At 69.9% G+C, this 15760-nt stretch carries 12 protein-coding genes; 4 read left to right on the forward strand and 8 right to left on the reverse strand.

The genetic code is table 11. The annotated features are described in order from the left end of the window. Positions 1-286: 286 nt before the first annotated feature. The 3 genes from C6Y14_RS39315 to thyX form a co-directional block, all read right to left on the reverse strand. Positions 287-1972 carry a ribonuclease J gene (locus tag C6Y14_RS39315; protein WP_107021717.1) on the reverse strand — a complete coding sequence of 562 codons (1686 nt, stop codon included), beginning with the start codon at positions 1970-1972 and terminating at the stop codon, positions 287-289. Positions 1973-2106: 134 nt separating this feature from the next. Beyond that, complete coding sequence (gene dapA, locus C6Y14_RS39320; RefSeq protein WP_107021718.1) at positions 2107-3006, reverse strand: 4-hydroxy-tetrahydrodipicolinate synthase; 900 nt, start codon at positions 3004-3006, stop codon at positions 2107-2109. A 222-nt stretch (positions 3007-3228) separates the two neighbouring features. Next, on the reverse strand, positions 3229-3969 hold the full coding sequence (gene thyX / locus C6Y14_RS39325; RefSeq protein ID WP_107021719.1) for an FAD-dependent thymidylate synthase: 741 nt from the start codon (positions 3967-3969) through the stop codon (positions 3229-3231). A 234-nt stretch (positions 3970-4203) separates the two neighbouring features. Here thyX and C6Y14_RS39330 point away from each other — a divergent pair, with 234 nt between their 5' ends. Beyond that, the gene (locus C6Y14_RS39330; RefSeq protein ID WP_107021720.1) at positions 4204-4443 is read left to right on the forward strand and encodes a hypothetical protein; all 240 of its coding nucleotides are present in this window, start codon (positions 4204-4206) and stop codon (positions 4441-4443) included. 122 nt (positions 4444-4565) lie between these two features. Further along, a complete protein-coding gene (locus tag C6Y14_RS39335; protein WP_107021721.1) occupies positions 4566-5126 on the forward strand; it encodes a hypothetical protein in 561 nt (186 codons plus the stop codon). Between the two features lie 62 nt (positions 5127-5188). Here C6Y14_RS39335 and C6Y14_RS39340 read toward each other — a convergent pair whose 3' ends face one another. The 5 genes from C6Y14_RS39340 to rpsO form a co-directional block, all read right to left on the reverse strand. Continuing rightward, positions 5189-5641 (reverse strand): tetratricopeptide repeat protein, encoded by a 453-nt coding sequence (locus tag C6Y14_RS39340; RefSeq protein WP_107021722.1) that lies wholly within the window; start codon positions 5639-5641, stop codon positions 5189-5191. 5 nt (positions 5642-5646) lie between these two features. Then, positions 5647-6399 carry a 4-hydroxy-tetrahydrodipicolinate reductase gene (gene dapB / locus C6Y14_RS39345; RefSeq protein ID WP_107021723.1) on the reverse strand — a complete coding sequence of 251 codons (753 nt, stop codon included), beginning with the start codon at positions 6397-6399 and terminating at the stop codon, positions 5647-5649. A 51-nt stretch (positions 6400-6450) separates the two neighbouring features. After that, a complete protein-coding gene (locus tag C6Y14_RS39350) occupies positions 6451-7830 on the reverse strand; it encodes a M16 family metallopeptidase (protein ID WP_107021724.1) in 1380 nt (459 codons plus the stop codon). Then, complete coding sequence (locus C6Y14_RS39355; RefSeq protein WP_107021725.1) at positions 7827-10043, reverse strand: polyribonucleotide nucleotidyltransferase; 2217 nt, start codon at positions 10041-10043, stop codon at positions 7827-7829. Before C6Y14_RS39355 ends, C6Y14_RS39350 begins: the two co-directional genes overlap by 4 nt. A gap of 406 nt (positions 10044-10449) precedes the next feature. Next, positions 10450-10740: a 30S ribosomal protein S15 gene (rpsO, locus tag C6Y14_RS39365; RefSeq protein WP_107021727.1), complete on the reverse strand. Its 291-nt coding sequence runs from the start codon at positions 10738-10740 to the stop codon at positions 10450-10452. Between the two features lie 275 nt (positions 10741-11015). Here rpsO and C6Y14_RS39370 point away from each other — a divergent pair, with 275 nt between their 5' ends. Both C6Y14_RS39370 and C6Y14_RS39375 read left to right on the forward strand, forming a co-directional pair. After that, positions 11016-11312: a DUF397 domain-containing protein gene (locus C6Y14_RS39370; protein ID WP_107021728.1), complete on the forward strand. Its 297-nt coding sequence runs from the start codon at positions 11016-11018 to the stop codon at positions 11310-11312. A gap of 494 nt (positions 11313-11806) precedes the next feature. Further along, entirely contained in the window at positions 11807-15685 is a 3879-nt protein-coding gene (locus tag C6Y14_RS39375; RefSeq protein WP_107021729.1) for an SCO5717 family growth-regulating ATPase, read from the forward strand. The last annotated feature ends 75 nt before the right edge of the window (positions 15686-15760 follow it).

Here is a 15760-nt window from a genome sequence, read left to right on the forward strand (position 1 = left end):
CTGTTCTACTGTTGTGCTTGTCTCGCTGTCTTGCGTTTCCGACTCTATCAGACCGTTTCCGGTTCCGATTTCCTCGGCGCTTTCCAGGTTTTCGCTTTCGCGTTTCCCTTTCCGGCGATCCCGACTTTATCAGAAGTTCTGAGTCGGAATTCCCGCCCCCTGCGAGGAGGTCCGGACACCAAGTTGTGTCGGGTTCCCGTTCAGGCGGAGCCGTAAACGTACTGGAGCGGAGCGCCCCGATGCAAATCGAGGTGCCCCGCTCCGGGTGTACGTGCTACGAGGTGACTCAGACCTCGACGACGACCGGCAGGATCATCGGCCGGCGGCGGTAGGTGTCCGAGACCCACTTGCCCAGCGTGCGGCGGATGAGCTGCTGCATCTGGTGGGCTTCGACAACGCCGTCCTGGGCCGACCTCTCCAGGACCTCGACGACCTTCGGGAGGACGGCGCTGAAGGCGGAGTCCTCGATGCCCGAGCCGCGGGCCTGGATGTGCGGCCCTCCGGTGATCTTGCCCGTGCTGGTGTCCAGCACCACGAAGACCGAGATGATCCCCTCGTCACCGAGGATCTTGCGGTCCTTCAGCGTGGGCTCGCCGACATCGCCGACCGAGAGGCCGTCGACGTACACGTAACCCGCCTGGACCTTTCCGGAGATTCTCGCCTTGCCCTCGATGAGGTCGACGACCACGCCGTCCTCGGCGATCACGATCCGGTCGTGCGGGACGCCGGTGAGGGCGCCCAGCTCGGCGTTGGCGCGCAGGTGGCGCCACTCGCCGTGGACCGGCATGAGGTTGCGTGGCTTGCAGATGTTGTAGAAGTACAGGAGCTCGCCGGCCGAGGCGTGGCCGGAGACGTGCACCTTGGCGTTGCCCTTGTGGACGACGTTGGCGCCCCAGCGGGTCAGGCCGTTGATGACGCGGTAGACCGCGTTCTCGTTGCCCGGGATGAGGGACGACGCCAGGATCACCGTGTCGCCCTGGACGATACGGATCTGGTGGTCCCTGTTGGCCATCCGCGACAGGGCCGCCATCGGCTCGCCCTGGGAGCCGGTGCAGACGAGGACGATCTCGTGTTCCGGGAGGTCGTCCAGCGTCTTGACGTCGACCACGAGACCCGGCGGGACCTTCAGATAGCCGAGGTCGCGCGCGATGCCCATGTTGCGGACCATCGAGCGGCCGACGAAGGCGACCCGGCGGCCGTACTCGTGGGCGGCGTCGAGGATCTGCTGGATGCGGTGCACATGGCTGGCGAAGCTGGCCACGATGATGCGCTTGCTGGCACCCGCGAAAACCTGGCGCAGCACGTTCGAGATGTCGCGCTCGGGCGGGACGAAGCCCGGGACCTCGGCGTTCGTGGAGTCCGAGAGAAGGAGGTCGATGCCCTCCTCGCTCAGCCGCGCGAACGCGTGCAGGTCCGTGAGACGGCCGTCCAGCGGGAGCTGGTCCATCTTGAAGTCGCCGGTGTGGACGACCATGCCCGCAGGGGTGCGGATGGCGACCGCGAGGGCGTCCGGGATGGAGTGGTTGACCGCCACGAACTCGCACTCGAAGGGGCCGATGCGCTCCTTGTGGCCTTCGGCGACCTCAAGCGTGTACGGGCGGATGCGGTGCTCCTGGAGCTTCGCCTCGATGAGGGCGAGGGTCAGCTTGGAGCCGATGAGCGGGATGTCCGGCTTCTCGCGGAGGAGAAAGGGGACGCCGCCGATGTGGTCCTCGTGGCCGTGCGTGAGGACGATGCCCTCGATGTCGTCGAGGCGGTCCCTGATCGAACTGAAGTCCGGAAGGATCAGGTCGATCCCGGGCTGCTCCTCCTCGGGGAAGAGCACGCCGCAGTCGACGATCAGAAGGCGGCCGTCGTACTCGAAGACCGTCATGTTTCGGCCGATTTCACCGAGGCCACCGAGCGGGGTGACGCGGAGGCCCCCTTGGGGAAGCTTCGGCGGCAGACGGAGTTCCGGATGCGGATGACTCAAAAGACTCTCCTCACCACACGCGCCACGTACCTGGCAGGGCACGTGGCGCGCATGACGTTCGTGCAGTAGCAGTTGTCTGGTGGAGCAGGCGCTGGGCCTGCTTGGTCGTACGTATTCAGTTGTGAAGTCTGTGGTTAGAGCTGTACCCCGCCGGCGGCAAGATCGATCTTGAGTTGCGCGGTCTCCTCGGGCGACAGGCCGACCATGGGCAGGCGCAGCGGTCCGGCGGGCAGGCCCTGCAGGGCGAGCGCGGCCTTGCTGGTCATGACGCCCTGGGTCCGGAACATCCCGGTGAAGACGGGGAGCAGCTTCTGGTGGATCTCGGTCGCCTTCTGGACGTCACCGCTCGTGTACGCGTCGATCATGGCCCGCAGCTCGGGCGTGACCATGTGGCCGACCACGGAGACGAAGCCGACCGCGCCCACGGAGAGCAGCGGCAGGTTCAGCATGTCGTCGCCCGAGTACCAGGCGAGGTCGCAGCTGGCGATGGCCCAGCTGGCGCGGCCGAGATCACCCTTGGCGTCCTTGTTGGCGACGATACGCGGGTGCTCGGCGAGGCGCACCAGGGTCTCGGTGTTGATCGGGACACCGCTGCGGCCGGGGATGTCGTAGAGCATGACCGGCAGGCCGGTGGCGTCGGCGATCGCGGTGAAGTTCTGGTACAGGCCCTCTTGCGGGGGCTTGTTGTAGTAGGGCGTCACGGTGAGCAGGCCGTGGGCGCCGGCCTTCTCGGCGTCGCGGGCCAGCTCGATGCTGTGGCGGGTGTCGTTCGTGCCGACGCCCGCGACGACGTGGGCGCGGTCGCCGACGGCCTCCAGTACGGCTCGTACGAGATCCGCTTTCTCCGCGTTGCTGGTGGTCGGGGACTCGCCCGTGGTGCCGTTGACGATCAGGCCGTCGTTGCCTGCGTCCACCAGGTGGGTGGCGAGCCGCTGCGCGCCGTCGAGATCGAGTGCGCCGTCCGCCGCGAAGGGCGTGACCATGGCAGTGAGGACCCGCCCGAAGGGGGTCTGCGGAGTGGAGGTCGGAGCCATGGGTAACACGCTACTCGCTGCTCACCGTGCGGTCTGCCCTCGGGGGATGCGACAAGTCAGGACAAAAGTGGAACCCGGCACTGCCTGCTCGGGGGTTCAAGCAGTGCCGGGTCCGTTTGATCAGGCTAGATGAACTTCTCGAAATGCCGCAATACGGACACTTCGCCTGGCCGCCCGTACAGATGTGCCCGATGGCGTGTCCGACGGGGCGATCCGGGTGCGTTACGGGGCCACGCGCCCGTTCGTGTTGAAGGCCGCGTACGTGAGGGGCATGAGCCGGGCCCACTCCGCCTCCATCTTCTCGCCGACCATCTCGATCTCCCGCTGCGGGAAGGACGGGACCCTGGCCTGCTCGTGCTGGGTGCGCAGGCCGAGGAAGTGCATCAGCGAGCGGGCGTTGCACGTCGCGTACATCGAGGAGAACAGGCCCACCGGGAGGACCGCGCGGGCGACCTCGCGGGCCACACCGGCGGCGAGCATCTCCTGGTACGCCTCGTACGCCTGGCGGTACGAGTCCTCCATGACGCGGCCCGTGAGCTCCTGCTGGGCCTCGGTGCCGTCCACGAAGACGTACTTGCCGGGGCGGCCCTCCTGGACCAGCTTGCGGGACGCGCCCGGGACGTAGAAGACCGGCTCCAGCTCCCTGTAGCGGCCCGACTCCTCGTTGTACGACCAGCCCACGCGGTGCCGCATGAACTCGCGGAAGACGAAGATCGGGGCGCTGATGAGGAAGGTCATCGAGTTGTGCTCGAAGGGGCTGCCGTGCCGGTCCCGCATCAGGTAGTTGATCAGGCCCTTCGAACGCTCCGGGTCCTTCTGCAGCTCGCCCAGGGACTGCTCCCCGAGGGTCGAGACGCGGGCGGCGAACAGCACGTCGGAGTCGGAAGCGGTGTGCTTGACCAGCTCGACGGTGACATCGCTGCGGAAGCTGGGCTTGAGGTCGTCGGCGGGGGTGTCGGTCACGGCGTGGAGGGTCCTTCCCAGTACTGGCTCGGGCGGCGCCCACTCTACGGCCAGGCACTGACAACGGGACGTTCGGTGCCGTGCCGCGACATAGGTCGGCGAACTTCTGCGAATCCGGTGAAAGATGGCACCTTTTGGGGCACTCGCTCGTCTGTATGGATGACAACGATTCGTTCGAATCCTCCGCAGAACGAACCCCGGAGGATTCGAGTCGTCAGAGGAGAAGCGCACCCCATGTTCCGTCGGCGCGAGCCAGTTCCGTTCGCCTTCATCGCCGAAGCCGACCAGTTCCGCAGCAATGTCGCTCCCCCACCACGCCTGCGTGCCTCCGCCTCGGAGCTGGTCGGCCGATGGCTCATAGGCCTGACCGTGGTCGCGGGCCTCGCGGGTTCCCTGCTCATCGGGCTGCCCGCCCTCTCGGCGGACGTCTCCCCCGCGCACACGCAGCAGTCCGACGCGTCCTCGCGCCGCTGACCCTTTCCCACGGGCCCCGTGGCCGGTCAGCACCCTCATGGACCCCCGCGGGTGGTGGGCGGAGATCGGGCTGGGTAGCCTCACCGGGCATAGTCCATGCGTGGATTGAGTGAGGATCAGTCGTGCCCCTGCCCTTTCTGACCGCCGATCGCGCTTTCGACGAGGCCGGCGAGGATCTCGCGCTGCCGTTCGACGACCGCGACCAGTGGCGGCGTCCCTACCGGCCCGGCCCCTGGCGGGTCGGCGCGGCCGCGCTTCTGTTGCTGCTCGCCTCGTACGTGCTGTTCGCGGCGGTCATCATCGCCGTGGCCGGTAACGGATCCGGGGGCGCTGTGTGCCTGGGCCTCGCCGTGGTGGTCATCGCGGGTGCCCTGCGTCTGCTGCGGATGGGCGCGTGGGTGAGCGCCACCGGACTGCGCCGGGTGCGTTTCCTGCAGACGACCACGACACCGTGGGCGCATGTCATGGTCGTGCGGACCGTGCAGCAGCCGGTGCGCTGGCTCGGGCTCCCGCGGACCGTACAGGGGCAGGCGCTCGTCCTCGTCCGTGGCGGCCACTCCGGCAATGAGACGACGCCCCTGCTGACCACGCACAACGCGGACTTCCTGGGGCGCCCCGAAGCCTTCGACCGGGCCGCGGACGGTGTCGAGGTCTGGGCGGACGAATACCGGCAGCACGCGTAAACAGTCTGACGACGGAGGGGCCGGTCCGCTCATGCGGGCCGGCCCCTCCGTCGTCACCTCGTTCAGGCGCGTACGGGCTTGCCGTCGTGGAGGGCGATCGCGTGCTGCATCGCCTTGCGGGCCCGCGGGGTGTCGCGGGCGTCGTGGTAGGCGATCGCCAGTCGGAACCAGCTGCGCCAGTCGTCGGGGGAGTCTTCCGTCTCGGCCTTGCGGCGGGCGAAGACCTCGTCGGCCGAGTCGCGGTCGATACGGCCGGCCGGGGTGCGCGCCAGTTCGTCGACGGGCAGCCCGCCCTCGGCGTCCAGTTCGGTGGCGAGCCGGTTGGCCCGCTGCACGAACTGGGTGTTCTTCCAGAGGAACCAGACGCCGATCACCGGCAGGATCAGGACGGCGACACCGAAGGTGACGGTGAGCAGGGTGCCGTGCTGGATGAGCATCACCCCACGGCTGCCGACCAGGACGAAGTAGACGACCAGGACAGCGGCCGTGACGGCGTACGTGATTTTCGCGGCCATGGCGGTTACTTCAGATCCAGGAAGTGTTCCAGGCCGAAGGTGAGGCCCGGGGTGTCCACGACACGGCGTACGCCGAGCAGGATGCCCGGCATGAAGCTGCTGTGGTGGAGGGAGTCGTGGCGGATCGTGAGGGTCTCGCCCTCCCCGCCGAGCAGTACTTCCTGGTGGGCCAGCAGGCCGCGCAGCCTGACCGAGTGCACCGGTACGCCGTCGACGTCCGCGCCGCGGGCGCCGTCCAGGCCCGTCGCCGTGGCGTCGGGCTGCGGGGCGCTGCCCGCCTTCTGCCGGGCGGCGGCGATGAGCTGGGCGGTGCGGGAGGCGGTGCCGCTGGGGGCGTCCACCTTCTTCGGGTGGTGCAGTTCGATGATCTCGACGGACTCGAAGTACGGCGCGGCCACCTCCGCGAACTTCATGGTGAGGACCGCGCCGATGGAGAAGTTCGGGGCGATGAGCACGCCCGTCCCCGGTGCGGCTTCCAGCGAGGTGGTCAGCTGTGCGAGGCGCTCGTCGGTCCAGCCCGTCGTACCGACCACGGCGTGGATACCGTGGCGGACACAGAAGCCGAGGTTGTCCATCACCGAGTCGGGGGTGGTGAGTTCGACGACGACCTGGGCGCCCGCGTCGGTCAGGGCCTCCAGGGAGTCCCCGCGCCCGAGGGCGGCCACCAGCTCCAGGTCCTCGGCGGCCTCGACGGCCCGGACCGCCTCTGATCCGATACGCCCCTTGGCGCCCAGGACCGCCACGCGCAGCTTGCTCATGTTCGTGATTCCTTAGTCGGGGACCTGCCCCGGTCGAGGACGTGTGCCGCTCTACGCGACGGCTTCGTGCAGACGCGACGCCTGCTTGTCCTTCAGCGGGCCGATGACCGACAGCGAGGGCCGCTGTCCCAGGATCTCGGCGGCGACCTCCCGGACGTCGTCCGGGGTGACCGACGCGATCCGAGTCAGCATGTCGTCGACGGACATCTGCTCGCCCCAGCACAGCTCGCTCTTGCCGATACGGTTCATCAGCGCGCCCGTGTCCTCCAGGCCGAGGACCGTGGAGCCGCGGAGCTGGCCGATGGCCCGGCCGATCTCGTCGTCGGACAGGCCGTGCTCGGCGACCTGGTCGAGTTCGTCGCGGCAGATCTTCAGCACGTCGTGGACCTGGCTCGGACGGCAGCCCGCGTACACGCCGAAGAGGCCGCAGTCGGCGAAGCCCGAGGTGTACGAGTACACGCTGTACGCCAGTCCGCGCTTCTCCCGGACCTCCTGGAAGAGGCGGGAGGACATCCCGCCGCCCAGTGCGGTGTTCAGGACGCCGAGCGCCCAGCGGCGCTCGTCGGTGCGGGCCAGGCCCGGCATGCCGAGGACGACGTGGGCCTGCTCGGTCTTGCGGCCGAGGAGCTCGACGCGTCCGGCGGTGCGGATGGTCCGGGAGCCGTCGCGCGGGGCGATCGGGGTGGCGGCCTGCTGCTTGAGGGCGCCCGCCTTCTCGAAGGCGGCACGGACCTGGCGTACGACCTTGTTGTGGTCGACGTTGCCTGCGGCGGCGACCACGAGGTGGGTCGGGTCGTAGTGCTTCTTGTAGAAGCGCCGGATGCGGTCCGCGGTGAGGGCGTTGACCGTGTCGACCGTGCCGAGGACCGGGCGGCCGAGCGGGGTGTCGCCGAGCATGGTGTGCGCGAACAGGTCGTGCACGCAGTCGCCCGGGTCGTCCTCGGTCATCGCGATCTCTTCGAGGATCGCGCCGCGCTCCACGTTCACGTCGTCCTCGCGGATCAGCGAGCCGGTGAGCATGTCGCAGACCACGTCGATGGCGAGCGGCAGATCGGTGTCGAGCACGCGTGCGTAGTAGCACGTGTACTCCTTCGCCGTGAACGCGTTCATCTCGCCGCCGACCGCGTCGATCGCGGAGGAGATGTCCAGGGCGCTGCGCCTGCCCGTGCCCTTGAAGAGGAGGTGTTCGAGATAGTGCGTGGCGCCGTTCAGAGCCGGCGTCTCGTCGCGCGAGCCGACGTGCGCCCAGATGCCGAAGGTGGCGGAGCGCACGGAGGGCAGGGTCTCGGTGACGATGCGCAGGCCCCCGGGGAGGGTGGTCTTGCGGACCGTACCGATGCCGTTCTCGCCCTTGATCAGGGTTTGGGTACGGGCGACGGCCCGCGCCTCCGAGGAGGTGCGGGCCGTCGCCGTGGAGCTGCTCGACGTCACTTGTCGGTGTCGTCCTTCTTCTCGTCGTCGCCTTCGCCCTCGATCACGGGGATGAGGGAGAGCTTGCCGCGGGAGTCGATCTCGGCGATCTCGACCTGGACCTTGGAGCCCACGCCGACGACGTCCTCGACGTTCTCCACGCGCTTGCCGCCGGCGAGCTTACGGATCTGCGAGATGTGCAGCAGTCCGTCCTTGCCCGGGAGCAGCGACACGAACGCACCGAAGGTCGTCGTCTTCACGACGGTGCCCAGGTAGCGCTCGCCGACCTCCGGCATGGTCGGGTTGGCGATCGAGTTGATCGTGGCGCGCGCGGCCTCGGCCTGCGAGCCCTGCTGGGCACCGATGTAGATGGTGCCGTCGTCCTCGATCGTGATGTCGGCGCCGGTGTCCTCCTGGATCTGGTTGATCATCTTGCCCTTCGGGCCGATGACCTCACCGATCTTGTCCACGGGGATCTTGACCGTGATGATCCGCGGGGCGTTCGGGGACATCTCGTCCGGCGTGTCGATCGCTTCCATCATCACGTCGAGGATGTGGAGGCGGGCGTCACGGGCCTGCTTGAGGGCCGCGGCCAGGACGGAGGCCGGGATGCCGTCCAGCTTGGTGTCCAGCTGGAGGGCGGTCACGAACTCCTTGGTGCCGGCGACCTTGAAGTCCATGTCGCCGAAGGCGTCCTCCGCACCGAGGATGTCGGTGAGGGCGACGTAGTGCGTCTCGCCGTTGATCTCCTGGGAGATCAGGCCCATGGCGATACCGGCGACGGGGGCCTTGAGGGGCACACCGGCGTTCAGCAGCGACATGGTGGAGGCGCAGACCGAGCCCATGGACGTCGAGCCGTTGGAGCCGAGGGCCTCGGACACCTGACGGATCGCGTAGGGGAACTCCTCGCGCGTCGGCAGGACCGGCACGATGGCGCGCTCGGCGAGCGCTCCGTGGCCGATCTCGCGGCGCTTCGGGGAGCCGACGCGGCCGGTCTCGCCGACCGAGTACGGCGGGAAGTTGTAGTTGTGCATGTACCGCTTGCGGGTCACCGGGGAAAGGGTGTCCAGCTGCTGCTCCATCCGGAGCATGTTCAGGGTGGTGACGCCCAGGATCTGGGTCTCGCCACGCTCGAACAGGGCGGAGCCGTGCACGCGCGGGATGGCCTCGACCTCGGCGGCGAGCGTACGGATGTCCGTGACGCCGCGGCCGTCGATGCGGACCTTGTCCTTGATGACGCGCTCACGGACCAGGGCCTTGGTGAGCGAGCGGTACGCGGCGGAGATCTCCTTCTCGCGCCCCTCGAACTGCGGGAGCAGCTTCTCGGCGGCGATCTCCTTGACGCGGTCCAGCTCGGCCTCGCGGTCCTGCTTGCCGGCGATGGTGAGCGCCTGGGACAGCTCGCTCCTGACCGCGGCGGTCAGGGCCTCCAGGACGTCGTCCTGGTGGTCGAGGAAGACCGGGAACTCGCCGGTCGGCTTGGCGGCCTTCGCGGCGAGGTCGGCCTGGGCCTTGCAGAGCACCTTGATGAAGGGCTTCGCGGCGTCCAGACCGGCGGCGACGACCTCCTCGGTGGGCGCCTCGGCGCCGCCCGCGACCAGCGTGATGGTCTTCTCGGTGGCCTCGGCCTCGACCATCATGATCGCGACGTCGCCGTCCTCCAGGACGCGACCGGCGACGACCATGTCGAAGACGGCGTCCTCAAGCTCGGTGTGCGTCGGGAACGCGACCCACTGGCCGTTGATCAGCGCGACGCGGACGCCGCCGATCGGGCCGGAGAAGGGCAGACCGGCCAGCTGCGTGGACGCGGAGGCGGCGTTGATCGCCACGACGTCGTACAGGTGGTCGGGGTTGAGCGCCATGATCGTGGCGACGACCTGGATCTCGTTGCGCAGGCCCTTCTTGAAGGACGGGCGCAGCGGGCGATCGATGAGGCGGCAGGTGAGGATCGCGTCCTCGGAGGGCCGGCCTTCGCGGCGGAAGAAGCTGCCGGGGATCTTGCCGGCCGCGTACATCCGCTCCTCGACGTCCACCGTGAGGGGGAAGAAGTCGAGGTTGTCCTTGGGCTTCTTGGAAGCGGTGGTGGCCGACAGCACCATGGTGTCGTCGTCCAGGTACGCCACGGCGGAGCCGGCGGCCTGCTTGGCCAGGCGGCCCGTCTCGAAGCGGATGGTGCGGGTGCCGAAGGTTCCGTTGTCGATAACGGCCTCGGCGTAGTGGGTCTCGTTCTCCACTAGCGTTTTCTCCGATACTTTTCGTCTTTCGTCCTCACCTGCCCGTGTGGCAGGGGGACGCTTCTGCGGAGAAGCGCGCCTTCTTGTGCGGGCCGGTCTTCGATCGAAGCTCCCGGGTTCGCATTCTCCCGGAGGCCACTACCGAGGACCGGCGGCGGCGAGGTGCGCTTTTCCTCGTGTCCTACGTGTTCTACGTGTCCTACGTGTGGTGCCTGTCGTACGTGTGGTGTGTCCCGTACGTGTCGTGCGGCGTGGCGGCCGTGCGGCGCTGTGCGCTGTGACGGTGCCACGCTGTGTCCCGCGTATTGCGTTGTGCTACCACACTACAAAGGTGTGGTGACACTCCGCACGTACAGCAAAGGGAGCGGTCCCCTTCTTGCGTGGGAACCGCTCCCTTCACGATGTCCTACTTGGCGCCGCCGGCCGCACCGCGGCGGATGCCCAGGCGGTCGACCAGCGCACGGAAGCGCTGGATGTCCTTCTTGGCCAGGTACTGCAGCAGGCGACGGCGCTGACCGACCAGGATCAGCAGACCACGGCGGGAGTGGTGGTCGTGCTTGTGGGTCTTGAGGTGCTCGGTCAGGTCCGAGATACGGCGCGAGAGCATCGCGACCTGGACCTCGGGAGAGCCGGTGTCGCCCTCCTTCTGACCGAACTCCGTGATGAGCTGCTTCTTCGTAGCGGCGTCGAGCGGCACGCGTACTCCTCGTAGTCTGTGTCGATGCCCACCGAGTGCCCCTGGTCCACTTCTCAGGGGAGCTTCCATGACTCGGAAGGCGGGATCCGTTGAGCGCGTCCTCCGGAGCCCTGAAGGGACTGTCCGGGGGTGCGTACACATACGGCCGTAACACAGCGTACCAGGGGGTGGGAGCCGTTCCGACCGGGGTTCCCTGAGGCCGGGGAGGCCAGGGGCGGTCCCAGTAGGGTGACGCGACAGGTCGGGTTCGTTCGTCTGGAAGGGGTCGCTTGGCCATGGCCGAGGCAGAGGACAAGGACGTCAAGGCGCGCAAGGAGCGGGAGAAGGACGAGCTCTACGCCCTCGACATCTCGGGGGTCGAATGGCAGAGCGCGCCGGGTACCGAGGAGCACGAGGAGCGGGTCGAGATCGCGTATCTCCCCGAGGGCGCGGTGGCCATGCGGTCGTCGCTCGACCCGGACACGGTCCTGCGGTACACGGAGGCCGAGTGGCGCGCCTTCGTGCTCGGCGCTCGCGACGGTGAGTTCGACCTGGAGCCGGCTCCGCGGGACGGCTCGGCCGCGGCCGAGTAGGACGGCGGAACCACACAGCGGCGCTGGACCGCGCTATGGCGCTGGGCCGCCCGCACGGCAGTGCAGGGCCGCACGTCGGCGAGGTGCCGCATGGCAGTGCAGGGCCGCGCGTCGGCGGGGTGCCGCACGGTGACGGAGTGCCGCACGGTGGCCGGCGTCAGCAGCGGCGGGCGTGCGCGGCAGGGAAGAAGGACCGGCGGCATCGGTGCCGCCGGTCCTTCTCGCTTTAGCGCTCTTTGTCCACTTTGCCTTCCGTACAAGGCAGTTCATAGGCCACTTCTGGGCAGGCTGTGACGTAGTGGGTGGCACCGGAGGGGTGGACGGGCCTGCCGTGGGGGTGGTTGTGGTGATTACCCTGGGGTTGGCGCGGCAGTAGTACCCGAGGACGGGACCGCCGCTTCACAGGGGGATCCGGGGCGCATCGAAAGATCCCGGACGACGAGAACGGTCGCCCCAGCTCGGCATGAGGGTGCTCGACCACACCAGGAGGAATTGTGAACAGCGATCGGGACGGGATCCGCGGGGGCTGGGCCACACCCGGCGATGACCAGTCCGACGCGGAGTCCGCCGTCGAGACGACGGGCGAGTTCACCATCGACTACGCCCCTCCTGCCTGGTACACGCAGAACGCGTCAGGCAGTTCCGACGGAGCTTCTCCGGCCGCGCCGGAGACGGATTCGGCGGACGAGCCGGACGCACGGGACGCACCGGACGAGTCGAAGGAGCCGAACCGGGCTGCGGAAGAGGGGGCGGACGCGAGGGCGGAGCGGGACGCGGGTGGCCCGGCCGACACGGCGCCGGTGGCCCGGCAGGCTCCGGTCGAGCCTTCGTTCGGCCCTCGGCTTCCGGGCGTGCCCGCATTCGCCTCCGGGACTCCCTACAGCAAGCCGGTCGCGCCTCCTGTCGTTCCTGTCGCTCCGGCCAGGGGGCCGGCCGGCGTTCCGAACCTGCCGAACCTGCCGAACTTCCAGGCGCCTGGGCATGGGCAGGGGTACGGGCAGGGGGCGGCAGCGCAGGGACAAGGTCAGGGGCAAGGACAGGGGCAAGGACACGGCCAAGGCCAGAGTCAAGGCCAAGGCCAGGCCCAGGCCCAGGGGCCGGGTCGGCAGCCGTGGTCTCCGCCGGGTGCGGCGGTTCCGCCGGTCGGCGCTCCTTCCGTTGGCGCTCCCTCGGCGGCGCAGGCTCCCGGCGACGCCGACCGCGGCGACATCGAGAGCGGCGCCACCCTGCGCATCTCCCCCGGCGCCGTGAAGCGGGAGGCCGCGGAGCGGACCGCGGCCGGTTCCCAGGCCGAAGGCGGGCGCGTACCCGACGCCGAGGCAGCTCCCGCACCCGAGGCCGAGCCCGAGGCCGCCGGCCGGGACGAGGTGGCTGACGTCCCGAAGAGCACCGACGGGGAGGTCGTCCAGGTCGCGTTCGGGAGTGAGGCCGAGGACGACGACCAGGTGGACGACGGGGCCGAGGAGCCGCCTTCGGCGGACAAGGACAAGGAAGGGGACAGGGACAGGGACGGGGACAAGGGCAGGGACAGGGATGAGGAGCAGGAGGACGAACCCTCAGCTCCGGTCCCGGCTCCGGCTCCGGCTCCCGCTTCGGCCCCGGCCCCGGCCCCGACTCCGGCCGCACAGACGTCCACGGGTGACGGCGAGCCTCGGCCGGTTGACGCCCTCGCACAGGACTCCGGTTCCCTCGATGACTCCGCTCCCGTGACGGGTGAGGCCGAGCCTCTCGCCGCCGAGCCCCAGGACGCCGTCGTGGAGCCGGCCCCGGACGCGGCCGACGTCGTACGGGACGTGCCTCCCGCGTGGACTCCGCCGCCGCTCCCGCAGGGCGGACTGCCTCCGCTGCCGCCGTCGTACCAGCCTGCCGCGCCGGCCGCCGCCGGGCAGTGGCCCACGTCGACGGAGGGTGAGGACGGGCGGCCGCAGGCGGATGCTCCGGCGCAGCCGTCCGCGCCGCCGCAGGGACAGCCCTTCCAGCCTCAGGCGCCGCAGGCCTCCCCGCCCGCCTGGCCTGGCACGCCCGGTACGCCCGGTACGCCCGCTGCCCCTGGTACGCCCGCTGCCGCCGGAACGCCTGCCCCCGGTGGTCCGGCGTCGCCGGGTCAGCCCGGCGGTTACGGGTTCCCGCAGTTCAGCGCCCCGGGTACGGCTCCGGGTGCGCAGGACGGCGTTCCCGGTTCTCCCGGTACACCCCCGGCCGCCCAGGCAGCCCCTGCCTTCCCCCAGCCCCAGCAGCCCCAGCAGCAGCCCGGGGGTACGGCCGTGCCCCCGGCCCAAGCTCCTGTTCCGGGGCCGCAGGGCGGCTACGGCTTCCCGCAGCCCGGACCCGTCGCCCCCCAGCCCTCCGGCGCCCCTGCCGCCCCCACCGCCCCCGCACCTCAGGACGGCTACGGTCTCCAGCAGCCGACGCCGCCCGTGCAGCCCGCGGAGGACCTGGTCAGCGCCTTGGAGGAGGCACGGCGTGCGCGCCGGGCCGCCGCTCAGGCCCAGCCGGTCCCGCAGGCCCAGCCCGTCCAGCCCGTCCAGCCCGATCCGGCTGCTGCGAACCCGCCCGCGCAGGCCCCCGGTTACGGGTTCCCGCAGCCGGCCGCTCCGGCTCAGCCGGGCACTCCCGCGCCGAACACGCCCAACGCCCCCGGCCCCCAGCCCGGTTACGGCTTCCCGCAGCCGGGCGTCGCCGACTCGCCTGCCCAGCAAGGGGGTTACGGGTTCCCGCAGGCGCAGGCTCCGCAGGTCCCGCAGGCCCCGGCTCCCCAGCAGCCCGCCGCGCAGCCGTTCCCGCAGCAGGGCCAGCCCTACCAGCAGCCTCAGGCCCAGGCACAGCCGCAGCCGCAGGCACAAGCGGCTCAGGCCCCGGCCCCGGCTCAGCCGGAACAGCAGGCCCCTGTCGATCCCCGTACCGGTACCGCCTGGCCGCAGCCCGTGCAGCACGATCAGCGGGAGCGGACCAACCCGGGGGCGCCGCTCGGCTACACGGCGGCCGTGGAGCTGTCGTCCGACCGGCTGCTCAACAACAAGAAGCAGAAGGCGAAGAGCGGGCGGCCCACCGCCGGGTCTTCCCGTTTCAAGCTCGGTGGCAAGAAGGAGGAGGTCGAGCGGCAGCGCAAGCTCGACCTGATCCGGACGCCGGTGCTGTCGTGCTACCGCATCGCCGTCATCAGCCTCAAGGGCGGCGTGGGCAAGACGACCACGACGACCGCCCTCGGCGCCACGCTGGCCACCGAGCGGCAGGACAAAATCCTCGCGATCGACGCCAACCCGGATGCCGGTACGCTCGGCCGCCGGGTGCGCCGGGAGACCGGGGCCACCATCCGTGACCTCGTCCAGGCGATCCCGTACCTCAACTCGTACATGGACATCAGGCGGTTCACCTCGCAGGCCCCGTCGGGGCTTGAGATCATCGCCAACGACGTCGACCCGGCCGTCTCGACGACGTTCAACGACGAGGACTACCGGCGCGCGATCGACGTGCTCGGCAGGCAGTACCCGATCATCCTCACGGACTCCGGTACGGGTCTGCTGTACAGCGCCATGCGCGGTGTGCTCGACCTCGCCGACCAGCTCATCATCATCTCGACGCCGTCCGTGGACGGTGCCAGCAGCGCCAGTACGACGCTGGACTGGCTGTCGGCGCACGGGTACGCGGATCTGGTCTCGCGGTCCCTCACCGTCATCTCCGGGGTGCGCGAGACCGGCAAGATGATCAAGGTGGACGACATCGTCAGCCACTTCGAGACGCGCTGCCGGGGTGTCATCGTCGTACCGTTCGACGAGCATCTGGCGGCGGGCGCCGAGGTCAACCTCGACATGATGCGGCCGAAGGTGCGTGAGGCGTACTTCAACCTGTCGGCGCTGGTCGCGGAGGACATCGCGCGCCACCAGCAGTCGCAGGGCCTGTGGACGTCGGACGGCAACCCGCCGCCGGTGGCCGCACCGCCGATGCCTGGGCAGCCCGCGCATGGACAGCCCGTACCCGGTCAGCAGTACCCGGGTCAGCCGGGGCCGGGGCAGCATCCCGGGCCGTTCCCTCAGCAGGGGCAGCCCGCGCAACCGGCGCAGCCGTACCAGCAGCCGCAGCCCGGGCAGCCCTACCCGCCGCATGGAGCCGCGCTTCCGCAGGGAGCACCGCCGCAGCAGCCCGGTCCGGCGGGTTACCCCGCTCCCCAGAGCTGGCAGCCCCAGCCCGGGCAGCAGCCGGGCCAGCCCTTCAACCCGAACGCGCCCGCGCCCGCTCCGGGGCAGCCGTTCCAGCCGGGGGCGCCCTACCAGCCGCAGTCGCAGCCCCAGCCCTCGCAGGCTGAGCACGGCGGTCAGGACTCCCAGGGGCAGGGGCAATCCCAGACCCCTCCGCCTCCGCCGCCCCAGCAGTAACCGCGTGTACGACCAACGCAGACAGCTGACCCGTACGGTCTAATCCTCGGCCGTCGCTCCAGCCTCAGGGCCCGC

Source organism: Streptomyces dioscori, assembly GCF_003024195.1.
Lineage (GTDB): Bacteria > Actinomycetota > Actinomycetes > Streptomycetales > Streptomycetaceae > Streptomyces > Streptomyces dioscori.